Annotated in this window: 12 protein-coding genes; 10 read left to right on the top strand and 2 right to left on the bottom strand. The window is 70.0% G+C overall.

The window, feature by feature from the left end; all coding sequences use genetic code 11:
• Positions 1–5: 5 nt before the first annotated feature.
• The gene (locus NUV94_02025) at positions 6–551 is read right to left on the bottom strand and encodes a CDP-alcohol phosphatidyltransferase family protein (GenBank protein MCR4391568.1); all 546 of its coding nucleotides are present in this window, start codon (positions 549–551) and stop codon (positions 6–8) included.
• Positions 552–566: 15 nt separating this feature from the next.
• Positions 567–3518 carry an LptF/LptG family permease gene (locus tag NUV94_02020; GenBank protein MCR4391567.1) on the bottom strand — a complete coding sequence of 984 codons (2952 nt, stop codon included), beginning with the start codon at positions 3516–3518 and terminating at the stop codon, positions 567–569.
• A gap of 92 nt (positions 3519–3610) precedes the next feature.
• Between NUV94_02020 and miaB the strand changes: the two genes are divergently transcribed.
• The 10 genes from miaB (at position 3611) to hflX (ending at position 15834) form a co-directional block, all read left to right on the top strand.
• Complete coding sequence (gene miaB, locus NUV94_02015; GenBank protein ID MCR4391566.1) at positions 3611–4894, top strand: tRNA (N6-isopentenyl adenosine(37)-C2)-methylthiotransferase MiaB; 1284 nt, start codon at positions 3611–3613, stop codon at positions 4892–4894.
• A complete protein-coding gene (locus NUV94_02010; protein ID MCR4391565.1) occupies positions 4891–5859 on the top strand; it encodes a 1-phosphofructokinase family hexose kinase in 969 nt (322 codons plus the stop codon). The genes miaB and NUV94_02010 overlap by 4 nt, the downstream gene beginning before the upstream one ends.
• Positions 5856–6293 carry a CBS domain-containing protein gene (locus tag NUV94_02005; protein MCR4391564.1) on the top strand — a complete coding sequence of 146 codons (438 nt, stop codon included), beginning with the start codon at positions 5856–5858 and terminating at the stop codon, positions 6291–6293. The genes NUV94_02010 and NUV94_02005 overlap by 4 nt, the downstream gene beginning before the upstream one ends.
• A gap of 5 nt (positions 6294–6298) precedes the next feature.
• The gene (locus NUV94_02000; protein MCR4391563.1) at positions 6299–8746 is read left to right on the top strand and encodes a hypothetical protein; all 2448 of its coding nucleotides are present in this window, start codon (positions 6299–6301) and stop codon (positions 8744–8746) included.
• Between the two features lie 13 nt (positions 8747–8759).
• Complete coding sequence (locus tag NUV94_01995) at positions 8760–10487, top strand: proline--tRNA ligase (GenBank protein MCR4391562.1); 1728 nt, start codon at positions 8760–8762, stop codon at positions 10485–10487.
• 59 nt (positions 10488–10546) lie between these two features.
• Positions 10547–11182 (top strand): glycosyltransferase family 2 protein, encoded by a 636-nt coding sequence (locus NUV94_01990; protein MCR4391561.1) that lies wholly within the window; start codon positions 10547–10549, stop codon positions 11180–11182.
• A 141-nt stretch (positions 11183–11323) separates the two neighbouring features.
• Positions 11324–12580 (top strand): transcription termination factor Rho, encoded by a 1257-nt coding sequence (rho, locus tag NUV94_01985; GenBank protein ID MCR4391560.1) that lies wholly within the window; start codon positions 11324–11326, stop codon positions 12578–12580.
• Entirely contained in the window at positions 12573–13418 is an 846-nt protein-coding gene (locus NUV94_01980) for a M23 family metallopeptidase (protein ID MCR4391559.1), read from the top strand. The genes rho and NUV94_01980 overlap by 8 nt, the downstream gene beginning before the upstream one ends.
• Positions 13415–14662 carry a UDP-N-acetylglucosamine 1-carboxyvinyltransferase gene (murA, locus tag NUV94_01975; GenBank protein ID MCR4391558.1) on the top strand — a complete coding sequence of 416 codons (1248 nt, stop codon included), beginning with the start codon at positions 13415–13417 and terminating at the stop codon, positions 14660–14662. Before NUV94_01980 ends, murA begins: the two co-directional genes overlap by 4 nt.
• Complete coding sequence (hflX, locus tag NUV94_01970) at positions 14641–15834, top strand: GTPase HflX (protein ID MCR4391557.1); 1194 nt, start codon at positions 14641–14643, stop codon at positions 15832–15834. Before murA ends, hflX begins: the two co-directional genes overlap by 22 nt.
• Positions 15835–15842 lie beyond the last annotated feature (8 nt).

The following is a 15842-nucleotide window of genomic DNA, read 5'->3' as shown; positions in this document are numbered from 1 at the left end:
AGGGCTCACGGTCGGCGCAAGAACGCGCGGGCCCCGGACAGGAAGTCCCCCACCACCCCGGCGAACCGGCGCCGGTCCACGAGGAGGGCGCCCGCCGTCCACGCCAGCCCCACGTAGGCAGCCAACGGATCGTAAAAGTAGGCCACCACGAACGGGAGGAACACCCAGGGGAAGGCGATCAGCATCGTCACCGCTTTGAACCGAAGGAACTGGGCGGAGCGGCTGTGCACGGCCAGGGCGACCAGGAGCCCCACCGCGAGGTACACGATGCCCACGGCGCGGGGCACGAGGCCGGTGGCCACCAGGTACACCGCGCTGGCGAGCACCATGAGCATGTCGATCTGGAAATCGTGCTCTCCGATCCAACTGGGTTCCTTCTCCCACCGGCGGGCAAGGCGCCCGTCCACGATGTCGGTGGTCCACCCCACGAGGAGGAGCCAGGCCACCGCCCGCAAGGCCCGGGGACCGGCGGGGATTAGGGCCAAGATGGCCAGGGCGATCAGGACCCGGCTCGCCGTAAGCCAGTCAGGGATCCTCTTCTTCCTGGTCATACGTACCCAATTATACTACTCCCCGATCTGCAGGCCCTCGTCCAGCGGAGCAAACCGGATCTTGGCCTGGGGGAACGCGGGCACCTCCACCGTGAACCGGATCCCGGTGAGGGTGGCAACCACCCCCACCCGCAAGCACCCGGCGAACACACGGACAACGCTCCCCTCCAACTGCACGAGGCGCGCCGTCGGGCCGTCGTATTCCAGCGCGAGCCCGAGGCCCCACTCCGGGACCGGCCGCCACTCCCCGGCGAGCGCTACCCTGGTCACCCGCGCCGGGGAAGCCGCCACCCGTGCCCCGCCGGACAGGGAGAACGCCTCCCCGGACCAGTGCCCTTTGACCAGCGTGTCCTCCCACCGCCACGGGGAAGCGCGGAACCCGCCGACCACGATGACCGCCACCCCCTCGTCCTGCCAGCTCAGGGACCACGTGCTCCCGTGCAGGGCGAAGGGGGCCGGGAGGAACGTGACCTCCCAGGACAGCCCGGGCCGGGAGAGATTCCACCTCGCTGGGAGCGCCGCCTCCGCGGCCAGGTCCCACCCGAGGGACAGCCGTTCCCGCCACCCCCCGGCGCGGGTGGCAAGCTCGAGCGCGAGCCGACTCAGGGGCGGAGTCGCGTCGAAATCGAACGGCGACCGGCCGACCTCCCACCGCCCTTGGTACCCGAAGGACAGCCCCCCCACCGTCAGCCGTGGGGACAGCGAGAAGAAGGCGCGCCCTGCCTCCCGGTACTGGTCAACCCCCAACCGCCACGGAACGTCCACGACGGCCGGCCCCACGACCCACCGGCGGGACCAGGAGAGGTCCACCCCGGCCCGCAAGCTCTCCGTCTGCCCTTCGCGGAAGCGGCCGCCGGAGAGCGTGACGGCCAACGTCCCATCCAGCCACTCCACCTTGGGCCGCGTGAGCGAGAACTCGGGCATGCGCTCGTAGGTTTGGTCTCCCGCCTCCACCCGCCCCCAGGACAGGGACCACGCCCACCCCGCCAGGTCCCCGGACAGGTCCGCGGAGAGCTGGTCCTCGGTCACCCGCAGCGCCGCCCGCCACGGCTCGCCCTCCCACCGCCCTTCCGCGCGCAACCGCAGGCCGGTAGGGCTAGCCCAGATCCCCCCTGTATCCCACACCGCCTGGATGGCCGGGTCGACCCGTCCCGTCCCCACGTACCAGGTGAGATCTGCCGCCCCCGCCACCCCTTCCCCGAAGGCCCAGGGGAAGGACCAACGCAAGAGCCAATCCGCCCCGGCCCGGCCCACCTCGGGGAACAGGGGCGATGCCTCCTCCCCCAGGCGGGCCGCGTAGAACGGGAGCCAACCCACGGCAACGCCGAACGACTCCACCGTCACCCCTTCGGCGAACAGCCACTTCGCGGGCCGGAGCACGAACCGATCGGCGCGTACGAGGTAGGGGGCGTGAGGGAAACAGGGGCAGGTGGTGAACCGCACCGACCGCGCCTCGAGCCGCACCAGTTCCCCGTCCGCGAGCTCGGCTTCCCCCCATGCCCCGGAGAAGAGGAGCGTCTCCTCCTTCTCTGGGCCACGGAACGTGGACCGGCCGGCGAAGCCCGCGGCCACCGCCCCGGCCGGCTCCCCGTCGGGGGTGAAGCGCACGGTGAGGTGCTCGGCCTGGAGCTCGCCGTCGGAACCGGTGAGGGAGGCCTGGGTCGCCTCCACCGTCCACCCCTCCTCTTCCCTCGCCACCAGGTGCGCGGCGACGAGCGTGTACCCTTGGAAGTGGGCGCGGACCCTGGTCCCGGTGAGGACCGTGCCCGCGGAATCCAACACGAGCTCGTCCGCCCACAACTCGGCGAACGGAGGGGCAGCACCCGCGCCCACCCCGATCATCGCCAGAAGCAGGAACGCCAGGGTCCCCCGCAGGCGGAGCCGGTCCACCGCCAGGAACAGCACCAGTCCGAGCAGGCCGAACGCGATGTGGGGGAGCCACCCCCCGAGGAACGCCGGAAGCACGCCGCGGCGGGCCATGGTGCGGGCCCAGACGAACAAGGCCTGGGCGGCGGCGGCGAGGAGGAACCCGGCGATGGCGCCGGTGGCCCGGCCGCGTCGCCCGAGGAGCGCCCCCAGCGGGGCGCCGAACAGCACGAACACGAACGCCGCCACGGAGATCGCGAGCTTCCCGTGGTACTCCACCACCAGCGCCCGGGGATCGAGCCCGCTCCGGCGCAAGAGGTCGATGCGCTCCGCAAGCTCGCGCAGGGACATTTCGCTCGGGGTCTTGCCGCCCAGCACTGCCCGCTGCACGTCCTCCCCCACCTCCAGGGACAAGCGTTCGAACCGCACCAGCTCCTCCAGCCCCCCGTCCGAGGCGAACCGCAGCACCCGCCCGCCGTGGAGCTCCAGCGTCCCCCCGCGGAACCAGCCCTCACGGGCGGTGATCACGTTCGGGAACGGCCCGTCCTGGGGGTACAGCCTGCCGCGGAGGTCGTACACCACCACCCCCATCACCCGCTGCCCGTCGTACCGCTCCACGTAGTAGAGCTCCCCCTCCGCCCCACGGAAGAACACGTCCTCCTGGATGCTCGGCACCGACCCCCGGTACAGGATCGCCATGAGCTCCCGGCGGTAGGCGGCCTCGGCCGGGGGGGCGCCGAACTCCCCGAGCGAGAAGGAAAGCGCGCTCGCCGCGACCCCGAACAGGAGGAACGGCACGGTCAGGCGCCGTAGGGAGTACCCAAGGGCTTGAAAGGCAAGGAGCTCCCGGTCCGCGGCCAGGCGACCGAACGCGAGGAAGGTGGCGAGGAGGGCCCCGGCGGGGATGGCGAAGGTAAGGAGGCTCGGGAGCTTGTAGAGGAGGAGGCGCAGCATCTCCGCGGCCCCCGCCCCCCGGGCGAACACGGCATCGGACAGGGAGATCACGAGTTCCAGGCCGATGAACACCAGGAACGCGAGCAGGGCCACCCCAAACGGTGGCACGATCTCCCGCGCGAGGTACCGATCCACCCGGTGCTGCACGCCCGATCATAACCGGTGATCCCATCCCCCTCCCACCGCGGTTGAGCCCGCCGGGACAAGTCGGTTATCTTTTCCCACATATGAAGGCGTGTGTGCTTACGTGGGGCTGTCAGCTCAACGAACACCGCTCGGAGGAGATCGCGGGGGTGCTCGCCGCGGCGGGGTATGCCCTCGTCGCCCAGCCCGAGGAGGCGGACGTGGTCATCCTGAACACGTGCATGGTCCGCCAGCGGGCCGAGGACAAGGCTGCCGGGCGGGTGGGGGAGCTCGAACGCCTGCGCCGGGAGCGCCCGCTCGTGATCGGCGTGGGGGGATGCATGCCCCAGGGGCGGCGGGACGCGATCTTCCGGATCTGTCCAGGGGCGGACTTCGCGTTCGGCACGGCCCGCATCGCGGAGCTGCCTCGCCTCATCGAGCGGGCGAGGCGCGGGGAGCACTTTGCGTTCCTGCCGGACCCCGACGGCGTTGAAGCCTTGCCCGTCCTCCGCCGGAGCCGATTCCAGGCGTACGTGACCATCGCCGAAGGGTGCTCCCACGCCTGCGCCTATTGCGTCGTGCCCTGGGTGCGGGGGCCCCTGCGCTCCCGCCCGCTTGTTGCGGTTATGAACGAGCTCCAGGACCTGGCCGCGCAGGGGTATCAGGAGGTAACCCTGCTCGGGCAGAACGTGGACGCGTACGGGCGCGACCTGGGAGGGGACACGGACTTTGCCCGACTCCTCCGTGCCGCCGCCCGCGTGCCGATACCCCGCATCCGGTTCACCAGCTCCCACCCCGCGTACATGACCGATGAGGCCATCGCCGCCATCGCCGAAGGGGATAACATCTGCGAGCACGTGCACCTTGCCGTCCAGTCCGGGAGCGACCGGGTCCTCAGGGCGATGGGGCGCGGCTACACCCGCGCCCAGTACCTCGAGCTCGTCCGCCGGCTCCGGGAGCGGATCCCGGGCGTGAACATCACCACCGACGTCATCGTCGGCTTCCCCGGAGAGGAGGAGGCCGACTTCCGGGACACCCTATCCCTGATCGAGGAGGTGCGCTTCGGCACGGTGTACGTGGCCGCGTACTCGCCGCGGCCGGGGACCCGGGCCGCCGCCCTCCCCGACTCCGTCCCTCCCGCGGAGAAGCGGCGGCGCCTGGCGGAGGTGCTCGCCGTTACCCGCGACATCGCCCGGGAGCTCCACCGGGAGCGCATCGGGACCACGGTGGAGGTGCTGGCCGAGGCCTACCTCTCCGATAAGGGCTTGGTGATGGGCAAGACGCGGGACTTCCGCACCGTGCTCTTCCCGGGGGATACGGGTATGATCGGGAAGCTCGTGGAGGTGGCGGTGGAGGGGGCGACCGCAGGGGCGATGATCGGCCAGGAGCGGGTGCGATGATCCTCACCGTCACCCTCAACCCGACCCTGGACAAGTTCTACCGGGTGGATCACCTCCCCCTGTCCCTGGAGCGGGTGGAGGAGGAGATCGTGATCCGCGCCATCAAGTCCAGTACTTCCGCGGGCGGAAAGGGGATCAACGTCTCCGTCTTCCTCTCCGCCCATGGGGTGGACACGGTGGCGATGGGGTTCCTCGCCGGACACACCGGGCAGATCATCCTCCGGGACCTCTTGGCGTGGGGTGTGACCGCGAACTTCGTGTGGATCGAGGGGGAAAGCCGGACCAACGTCACCATCCTCGAACAAGGCAAGGAGTACCACCCGGTCCGGATCCACGAGGAGGGGCCGGAGGTCCCGCACCCCGCGGTGGACATCTTCCTCCGCAAGTACGAGCGCATGCTGGCGCGGGCGGAACACGTGGTGCTGGCCGGGGCCCTGCCCCCGGGAATCCCGGACGACTTCTACCGCACGTTGGTCCAACTGGCCAAGCTGCGGGGCGTGCCCACAGTGCTCCATGCCGGCGGTAGTCCCCTGGTGGAGGCGGTCCAGGAAGGGCCGTACCTGGCCAAGCCCGACGTGCGGGAGGAGCTCCGGTTTTGGGACATGCCCCTCCGCACGGAAGAGGAGATCATCCGGGCCGGCAGGCGGGCCGTGGAGTGCGGGGTCACCGCCTGCCTCATCTCCCACCACGTGACCGGGGACATCCTGATCACCCCGGATGGGGTGTGGGAACTGGAGGCCAAGGTCCCCCTGACCACGTTTAAGAACCTGGTGGGGGCCGACGACGCGTTGGTGGGCGGGATCCTCGTGGAGCTCGCGCGTGGGGCCGCTCTCCTCGATGCCGTCAAGTATGGGATGGCGGCGGCGGTGGCCACGGCCGAGGTCGAGGAAAAGCTGTGCCTGGACGAAGCGGCCATCAAACGGGAGCTCGACCATGTGGTGATCCGGCCTAAGGGGGGCGGATGAAGGCCCGTGAGCTGATGCGCCGGGACCTGACCGCGGCGGACCTGGACACCCCGGTCACCCGGGTCATCTACCTCATGGACCAATCCGGGCTGACCTCGCTTCCGGTGGTGGACGAGGAGGGACGGGTGGTGGGCATCGTGTCCGAACGCGACCTCATCCGGGCCGCCCTGCCGGGATACCTGGACATGCTGCAGTCGGCGTCCTTCCTCCCCAGCGTGAACCAGCTCGCCCGGAGGCTCGGGGAGATCGCGCATGAACCCATCGCCAAGTTCATGACCCGGGAGGTGGTCACCGTGCGTCCCGACGATGGCGACTTTCACATCGCGGACATCATGATCCGTAAGGGACTCAAACAGATCCCGGTGGTGGACGCGGACGGGCACCTGGTAGGGGTGGTCCGCCGCATCGACCTCTTGTACCGGCTGAAGCCGTAACTGCAGTGGAGTTCGTCGCCGTCGCACTGGACAAAAACGCACTTGCGCTGGTGCTCTTCCGCGACGGGAAACCCACGGAGACCGTGCGGGTCTCCTGCGGTGGCCAGGGTGAATCCGGCGGGATCCTCGGACGGGACGAGCGCCTGGCTCAATTCGCCGGGTTCCCCTTCGTCGCCCACGACGCGCCCCGCCTGCGGGCCGCACTGGCCGAGGCGTTCGACCGGCTCCCCGAGGCGCGGTGGGTGGACATGTTGGTCCTGTCCCGCGCGGTGTGGCCAGGCGAGGCCGACCATACCCTTCCCGCCCTGATCCACAGGTTGGGCCTGCCCGTGCCCGCTGCCGAGGACGCCGCAGCCCAGGCCGAGGCCACGGGGCGCGTGTTCCTGGCGGCGCTGGCGGCGGTGGGCGCACTTCCTCCCGGCGCGCAGGCCGTGATCCAGGGGCTCCTCCCAGATCCGGGCTGGCTCGTCCCCCGGAAGCCCCCGCCTCCCCGCCCGGCCAAGGCCCGGTCGCCGCCCCCAGGGGTGGACGAGGCGTTCGCCCGCCTGGAGGCGCAAAGCCGCCTCCACCGGCGCCCCCAGCAACGGGCGTATGCCCAGGCCGTGCGCGCGGCGCTGGAGCAAGGGGGCGTGTGGCTGCTCGAGGCCGGTCCAGGCACGGGCAAGACGTTTGGCTACCTCGTCCCCCTCCTCCTCGCCCTGGCGGGGGGGCGGGAGCGGGCGGTGGTGGCCACCCGTACCCGCGCCCTCCAGGAGCAGCTCTGGCAGCGGGACCTTCCCTTCCTGATTGCTGAGCTGGGGGTGAACGTCCCGTGCGCCCTCCTCAAGGGCCGGGAGAACTACCTGTGCCCCCGACGGCTGGAGGACGCACGTCGGCGGCTCCTGCCCCCGGAGATCCTTGTCCCCCTCCTCGCCTGGGCCGAGCGCACCGCGAGCGGCGACTTGGACGAGCTGACGGCGCTGCGGTCTGTCCCCGGGGGTCCGTCGCTCCTCGCCGAGCTCAGGGACATCCCGTACCGGTGTGGCGGGGCGGCCTGCCCGTGGTGGGGCCGCTGCCCGTCCTGGGCGGCCCGGGACCGGGCGCGGGCGGCCCGGCTGGTGGTGGTCAACCACGCCCTCCTCGGCGCCGACCTCGCCGGCAAGGGGAAGCTCCTCGGCCCGTACCGGTTCCTGGTGGTGGACGAAGCCCACGGCTTTCCCGGAGCGATGCGCGAGGCGCTGAGCCTGAGCCTCACCCCGACCGTGATCCCCCGGCTCCTCGGAGAGCTGCGCCGCGGCCCGGCCGGGCTCCTTGCAGGCTGGGGAGAGCTCGCCGGTGTGGAGGCCGCAATCCGCGGCTGGGAGCGGGCGGTGGCCACGCACCGGGCGTTTTGGAAAGCGGCCTCCGCCACGTTCGAGCGGGAGATCGGGCGCTACGAGCCAGACAATGTGCGCCCCCTTTCCCCGGCCGGGACGGCGTTGGCCCAGGCCGTGGCCGAACTGGCCGAAGCCCTGGCCGATCTGGCCCGGGATCTCCCGGAGGAGGAGGCGGAGCAAGCCGCGGCCATGGCCGCCGAGGCCGGCCGGCTGGCGGGGCTCGTCCGGTTCCTCCTCGCTCCGGACGGGGAAGGGTTCGTGTTCTGGTATGCGCGTGGGCCCACCGGCCTCGTCCTCACCGCCTCCCCGGTGGAAGTGGGGGAGACGCTGGCCGAGCAGTTGTGGACAGAGATCCAGGCCGGGGTGTTGACCTCGGCCACGTTGGCCGTGGGGGACGACGCCACCGCCATCGCCCGCGAACTCGGCCTGGACCCGGACCGCACCCCGTTTTTCTCCTGGCCTTCGCCCTTTTCCTACCGCCGCGTCCGGGCGTTCGTCCTCCGGTACCTTCCCCACCCTGACGATCCGGGCTATCCAGCGGCCCTGGCCCAATCCCTGGGGAAGGCGCTGGCCGCTGCCCCCCGCAAGGGCCTCGTCCTGTTCACGTCCCGCCGCCTGCTCGTCGCCACCGCCGAGCATCTCCCCGAGGTCCCCATCCTCGTCCAGGGCCGCGATGGGGAGCGCGACCAGTTGGTGGCCCGATTCCGCCGCCACCCACCGCCGGTCCTCCTGTTCGGGTTGGACACGCTGTGGGAGGGGATCGACCTCCCCGGCGAGGAGCTGGAGCTCCTCGTGATCGTCCGCCTCCCGTTCCCCGTGCCCACTGACCCGGTGGCCGAGGCGGAAGCGGAGCGGATCCAGGCCAGGGGCGGCAGCCCGTTTCACGAGCTGTTCCTGCCGCGGGCGGTGCTCAAGCTGCGCCAGGGCGTAGGCCGCCTTGTGCGCACCCCGCTCGACCGCGGTGCGGTGGTGCTCGCCGACCCCCGGATCGCGACCCAGTCGTACGGCGGACACTTCCTGGCCGCGCTCCCTGTCCCGGCGACGATGGTCGATGGACCGGACGAGCTGGCCGTTGCCCTGCGGGACCTTTTCCGCTAATCTTAGGGTAACGATGGCCTACGTTCGTGCCAGTCAATATTTGCTCCCCACGTGGAAGGAAGACCCTGCCGATGCGGACCTCCCCAGCCACCGCCTGATGTTGCGGGCGGGGATGATCCGTCCCCTCGCTGCCGGGATCTACACCTACCTCCCGCTGGCGTGGCGGGCGCTGCGGAAGATCGAGGCCATCATCCGCGAGGAGATGGACGCCATCGGCGGGTGTGAGCTTCACATGCCCATCGTCCATCCGGCGGAACTGTGGGCCAAGACCGGGAGGCTTGAGGATTTCGGGTCCCAGCTCGTGCGGTTCCGGGATCGCGCCGGGCGGGACATGGTCCTCGGCCCCACCCACGAGGAGGTGGTGACCGACCTCGCCCGGCGGGAGATCCAATCCTGGCGCCAGCTTCCCCTGATGCTCTACCAAATCCAGACAAAGTTCCGCGACGAGCCCCGCTCCCGCGGCGGCCTCGTTCGGGTGCGGGAGTTCACGATGAAGGACGCCTACAGCTTCCACGAGAGCTTCGAGGACCTGGACCGCTACTACCCCCAGGTGTACCGGGCCTACCTGAACATCTTCCGGCGCTGTGGCCTCGCGCCTCTCCCGGTGGAGGCCGATCCCGGGCTGATGGGCGGCTCGGGGTCCCACGAGTTCATGCTCCCCAGCGAATACGGTGAGGACACCTTCGTCCAGTGCGAGCGCGGCGATTATGCGGCCAACCGAGAGGGAGCGGTGGCGATCAAGGATGCCGACGAGGGGGAACGGGAGCGCCCGCTGGAGAAGGTGGCTACCCCGAACTGCTACACGATCGACGCGGTGGCGAGCTTCCTCGGGGTCCCCAAGCGGAAGACGGCCAAGGCCGTGTTCTACCGGGGCAAGGGCGAGCTCGTGTTCGTGGTGATCCGTGGAGACCTCGAGGTGAACGAGGCCAAGCTCGCCCGGGCCGTGGGGACCACGGACCTCGCCCCGGCCACCGAGGCCGACATCGCCGCGGTGGGCGCGGTCCCCGGTTATGCCTCGCCCATCGGCATCAGGGGGGATGGGGTCAAGGTGGTGGTGGACGATTCCATCCCCAAGGCCCGCAACCTCGTGGCCGGGGCGAACCGGGAGGGGTGGCACCTCAGGAACGTCAATTTCCCCCGTGATTTCTCCGCCGACCTCGTGGTGGACGTGGCGATGGCCCGGGACGGCGACCGGTGTCCCCGCTGCGGGGGGACCCTCCGCGTCACGCGAGGGATCGAGCTCGGGCACATCTTCAAGCTGGGGACCAAATACTCCGAGGCGCTGGGGGCGACGTTCCTCGACCGCGAAGGAAGGCCGCGGCCCCTGATCATGGGCTGCTACGGGATCGGGACAGGGCGGCTCCTCGCCGCGGTGATCGAGCGCCATCACGACGACCAGGGCATCATCTGGCCGGCCTCCGTGGCCCCGTTCCACGCGTTCATTGCCGTGCTCAACCCGGACCGTCCGGACCATGCCACGTTCGCCGTCCGGGTCGCCGAATGCCTGGACCGAGCCGGGCTGGAGGTGCTGGTGGACGACCGGGAGAGAACGGCCGGGGAGAAGTTCCACGACGCCAAGCTCCTCGGGATCCCGGTGCTCGTGGTGATCGGGCCGCGGGCGTTGGCCCAGGGCGAGGTGGACCTGGAGCGGCGCCGGGACGGGGCGCAGCGGAAGGTCCCGGCCGAACCCGACGCCTTGACCCATGCCGTGTACGACCTCCTCCGTGCCGAGTCCAGTTGATCAGGAGCCCGTCCCGCGCTATACTGGTTGTACACAGTGCTTGACCGGTTGGCCAACCCATGAAAGTCTCAGCCATCATCCCGGCGTACAACGAAGCGGAAAGGATTGGAGCCGTCCTGGAACCGTTGCTCTCTGCGCCCTCGGTGGGCGAGATTGTCGTTGTGGACGATGGATCCACCGATGGCACCGCGGAAGTGGCGGATGGTTACGGGGTGCATGTGGTGCGTCTCCCGGCCAATCGCGGCAAGGCCGCGGCGATGGCGGCAGGGGTAGCGAACGCTCAAGGTGATGTGCTCCTGTTTCTTGATGCGGACCTTACCGGCCTCCGCGTCCACCACGTGGAGGACATGATCCGCGCCTATGCGGAGGGGGATGCAGACGTGGTGATCGGCGTGTTCCGGGAGGGGCGTATGGCCACCGACCTTTCCCAACGGATCGCGTCCTTCCTGTCTGGCCAGCGGGTGATGTCCCGCAAGAACTGGGAGCGGGCCAGTGGGGCGGTGGAGGACACGGAGTTCGGGATCGAAGCTGCCCTGACCAAGCTAGCGTTGAAGGAAGGATGGCGCCAAAAAAAAGTGGTCCTGTGCGGGGTAAGCCACGTGCGCAAGGAAGAGAAACGCGGGTTTTGGGCGGGGATGGTCGATCGCATGGCCATGTATTGGGATGTCCTCAAGTCCTTTTTCAAGAAGATTTAAACTAGAAAGCGTTTCGTCACGGCAAAGGGGGCGGTTCGATGGTACCTCATCTCCCAACCCGAGGGATCCTCACACCCATACCGGCCGTGTCCCATGGGGACACTGGCCTGATCCACCTGAGCGTTACCTGTCTTGCGTGAGGTGATCGGCATGCAGATGACCGAGGTACGCGCACTTGGCCCGGAGAAGCTCCAGGAGCTCGCGCAAAACCTTGGGGTCAACGGCTTCGGCGAGCTCGCCCCGGCCGAGCTGGAGCTCGCCACGATGCGCATCCTGGCCGAACGCCAGGAGTTGGTGACCGAGGGCGTGCTGGAGATCATGCCCGACGGCTACGGGTTCCTCCGGGAGAGATCCTGCCTCCCCAGCCGGTACGACGTGTACGTGTCCCCGTCCCAGATCAAGCGGTTCGCTCTCAAGGACGGGGACATCGTGCAGGGCCTGGTCCGCCCACCCCGGGAAGGGGAGCGCTACTTCGCCCTGCTCAAGGTGGACCAGGTGGACGGGATGGACCCCGAGGCTGTGCGCAAGCGAGCGGACTTCCAGCACCTGACCCCGCTCCACCCGAACGAGCAGCTCGTCCTGGAGCACAACGCCGAGGAGCTCTCCACGCGGATGATCGACCTGTTTTCCCCTATCGGCAAGGGGCAGCGTGGGCTCATCGTGTCCCCGCCCAAGGCGGGCAAGACCACCCTCCTCAAGCACATCGCCCAAGGCCTGGAGGCCAATTACCCGGACGTGCGCCTCCTCATCCTGCTCGTGGACGAGCGGCCGGAGGAGGTAACGGACTTCCGGCGCTCGGTGACACGGGCCGAGGTGATCGCGGCCACGTTCGACATGGAGCCCCAGCACCACACCCGGGTGGCGGAGCTGGCCACGGCCGAGGCCAAGCGCCTGGTGGAGGTGGGGTACGACGTGGTGATCCTCATGGACTCCCTGACCCGCCTGGCCCGTGCCTACAACCTGTCCATCACCCCGTCCGGGAAGCTCCTCTCCGGTGGGATCGACCCCACCGCCCTCTACAAGCCGAAGGAGTTCTTCGGGGCGGCCCGGAACCTCGAGGAAGGAGGGTCCCTCACCATCATCGCCACCGCGCTCGTCGACACGGGATCTCGCCTCGACCAGGTGGTGTTCGAGGAGTTCAAGGGCACCGGGAACATGGAGCTTGTTCTGAACCGGGATCTCGCCAACCGGCGGCTCTTCCCGGCCATCGACCTCATCCAATCGGGCACGAGAAAAGAGGAACTTCTCCTCAAGCCGGATGTCCTTCGCCGGGTGTGGATCCTGCGTAAGCTCCTCGCGGAGATGCCGGATCCAGGAAGCGCCCTGGAGTTCATCAAGCAGAAGATGGAACAGACGCGGACGAACAAGCAGTTCCTGGAGTTGATGAACAGTGAGTGACAACCCGATCCTGGCGGTGGCCATCGCCCTCCTGTTCCTCCCGCTCCTCTTGGTCCCGTTCCTCCCGAGCCCCCAGGCGGGGGGGCCGGTGGCCCCGCCGCCGGCGACCGCCTCCGCTTTTCCTACCTACGTGGTCCGCCCGGGGGATACCTTGTCCGGAATCGCCGACCGGCACGGCGTCCCCCTTGCGTACCTCGTGGCCAGCAACGAGATCGCCGACCCGTCGCTGGTACGCCCGGGCCAGCTCCTCTACATCCCCCAAGGGGGGGTGCTGCACACGGTGAAGCCGGGGCAGACCGTGGCCGACATCGCCAAGACCTATGACGTGGCCGAGGACGCGATCCGCAGCGCCAACAACCTTGCCGGCGAGCCGTCACCAGGTGCGCGGCTCCTCGTGCCCGCCCCGGGGACGGTGCCCCAGGCCACCGCGGTCGAGCTCGGCCGAGGGCGGAGCAGCCTGTTCGTATGGCCGGCGCGAGGGCCGATCTCGTCCCCGTTCGGACCCCGCGTTCACCCCATCTACCGGGTGCCCTCGTTCCACTCCGGGGTGGACATCGCCCTTCCCGAGGGGACCACGGTGTACGCCGCCGCCCCGGGGCGGGTGGTGGAGGCCGACTGGCAGGGGGGCTATGGCTTGCTCGTGGTCATCGACCATGGGAACGGGTACACCACCTATTACGGCCATCTATCGCGGCTCCTGGTGTTCCCAGGCCAGTTCGTGGAAGCAGGGCAACCCATCGCCCGGTCCGGGAACACCGGGCTTTCGACTGGTCCTCACCTCCACTTCGAGGTCCGCCAGGGGGACAACCCGGTGGACCCGGTACCCCTGCTCCCGTGATCGTCGTCGACGGCGGCCGTCCCCTGGTCGGCACGGTGCAAGCGTCCGGGGCCAAGAACGCCGCCTTGCCCGCGGTGATGGCCTCGCTCCTCACCACGGACCCGGTGGTTATCGAGAATGCCCCGCGCCTCCTGGACATGGACACCGCCCTCACCCTGGCCCGCACCCTGGGGAAGGAGGTGGGGCGAGAGGGGGGCACGGTCCGGCTCTGCGGGGGGGATGAGCTCGCCCAAGCCGCCCCGGATGCTGTCGTCCAGCGCATGCGCGCCTCGTTCCTCGCCCTGGGGCCCCTCCTCGCCCGCACCGGTGAGGTGTGGATGCCTCTTCCCGGCGGGTGCGCCATCGGCCCACGGCCGGTGGACCTCCACCTGCGGGGGCTGGCCTGCCTGGGGGCGGAGATCGCCGTGGACGGCGGTGTCGTCCACGCCAAGGCCTGCCAGCTTCGGGGGTCCACGGTGTACCTCGACTACCCGTCGGTGGGGGCCACGGAGCAAGTCCTCCTGGCCGGGGCACTGGCCGAGGGGGAGACGGTGGTGGTCAACCCAGCCCGGGAGCCGGAAGTGGTGGACCTGACCCGCCTCCTCTCCGCGATGGGGGCGGACGTGGTGTGGCACATGGACCGGGTGGTCATCCGTGGGCGGCCGGAGCTTGAGGGGGCCACGCACCGGCTGATCCCCGACCGGATCGAGGCCGGAACCTACCTCCTCGCCGGGGCGATCACCCGGGGGACGGTGACCGTGACCGGAGTGCGGCCGGACCACCTGGATGCGCTGCTCGCCAAGATCTCCCAGGCCGGGGTGGAGGTGGCGGTAGAGGAAGCGGCGGTGCGGGTCGCAGCGTCGGCCCGTCCTCATGCGGTGAACGTGCAGACTGGTCCCTATCCCGGGTTCCCCACCGACCTCCAGCCACCGCTGGTGGCGTTCCTGTGCCTGGCCGAAGGACAGGCCACGGTGACGGAGACCGTGTTCGAATCCCGGTTCGGCCAGGTGGAGGCGCTCGTGCGCATGGGGGCGAGGGTCCGCGTTTCCGGGAACACGGCGATCACCGAAGGCGTGAGCGGGCTTCACGGGGCAACGGTGCAGGCCACCGACATCCGTGCCGGGGCAGCGGTGGTGCTGGCTGCCCTGGCCGCCCACGGGCGCACCGAGATCCGCGGGGGGGGCCACCTCGCCCGCGGCTACGAGGACTTTGTGGGGAAACTTCGAGGGTTGGGGGCAACGGTATGGGAGGCAAGCGAACCCTGATCCCGGCCATCGAGGACTACCTCGGCCGGCGGGCCCGGGTCTATGGGCAGGAACGGGCGATCCTGGCCGACGTCCTATCTCCTCAACCCGAGGTTGACCCCGACGAGCGGATGGCGGAGCTGGCAGCCCTGGCGCGCACGGCCCGGGTGGCGGTGATGGCCCAACTCGTGCAGCGGCGAGCACGCCCCGATCCGGCCACGTTCCTCGGCCGGGGCAAGGCCGGGGAGATCCGGAGCCTGGCCGCAGAGGTGGGGGCAGATACGCTCATCGTGGGGGCCGCGATCTCCCCGGCCCAGGCCCGCAACCTGGAGGAGGCGACCCGCCTCAAGGTGGTGGATCGCTCCCAGCTCATCCTGGACATCTTCGCTCAGCGCGCCGGGACCAAGGAAGCGGCCCTGGCCGTGGAGCTGGCCCAGCTCGAGTACCTCCTCCCGCGCCTCCGGGGATGGGGGCAGGCCCTCACCGATCCCGGCGGGGGGATCGGCACCCGCGGCCCTGGGGAAACGCGCCTCGAGCAGGGCCGGCGCGCCGTGCGGCGGCGGATCCAAGCCATCCGTGGGGAACTCGCGCGGGCCCACCAGGCCCGGGACATCCGCCGCCGTCGCCGCCGCAAGGCCGGCCCGCCCGAGGTGGTCATCGTCGGGTACACCAACTCCGGCAAGTCCACCCTGTTCAACCAACTCACCCAAAGCGACGTGCTCGTAGAGGACAAGCTGTTCGCCACCCTGGACACCCGTGTCCGGAGGGTCCCCCTCCCCGGAGGCGGGGTGGTGGTGGTGACGGACACGGTGGGGTTCATCCGGGACCTGCCCCACCAGCTCGTGCCCGCGTTCCACGCCACGCTGGAATCCGTGCACGACGCGGACCTCCTGCTCCTCGTCCTCGATGCCTCCTCCCCGTCCGCGCCGGACCACCTCCGGGTCGTGCGGCGGGTGATCGCCAAGGAGATCCTTCGGCCGGGGGAACCCCATCCCCCCATCCTGCACGTGCTCAACAAGATCGACCTCGTCGAGAGCGAAGCGCAACAGGCGCGGCTTGCGGCGCTCCAGCTCGAGGCGATCCCCCACATCTGCATCTCCGCCAAGACCGGGGACAACGTGTCCGCCCTGAAACGGGCGGTTGCGGCCTTGCTCGCCGGCCAGGCCGTGGCGCGGGCTCACCCCGGTCGGTAGGCGCTGGC

The organism is Candidatus Acetothermia bacterium (genome assembly GCA_024653305.1).
Lineage (GTDB): Bacteria > Bipolaricaulota > Bipolaricaulia > Bipolaricaulales > Bipolaricaulaceae > JACIWI01.
The sequence above is the reverse complement of the archived record's forward strand: the minus strand, read 5'-3'. Positions and strand labels throughout refer to the sequence as shown.

Coding starts and splice junctions, on each gene's coding strand:
- NUV94_02025 (MCR4391568.1), bottom strand. CDS start 551: ATGACCAGGAAGAAGAGGATCCCTGACTGGCTTACGGCGAGCCGGGTC.
- NUV94_02010 (MCR4391565.1), top strand. CDS start 4,891: ATGATCCTCACCGTCACCCTCAACCCGACCCTGGACAAGTTCTACCGG.
- NUV94_02005 (MCR4391564.1), top strand. CDS start 5,856: ATGAAGGCCCGTGAGCTGATGCGCCGGGACCTGACCGCGGCGGACCTG.
- NUV94_01995 (MCR4391562.1), top strand. CDS start 8,760: ATGGCCTACGTTCGTGCCAGTCAATATTTGCTCCCCACGTGGAAGGAA.
- NUV94_01990 (MCR4391561.1), top strand. CDS start 10,547: ATGAAAGTCTCAGCCATCATCCCGGCGTACAACGAAGCGGAAAGGATT.
- hflX (MCR4391557.1), top strand. CDS start 14,641: ATGGGAGGCAAGCGAACCCTGATCCCGGCCATCGAGGACTACCTCGGC.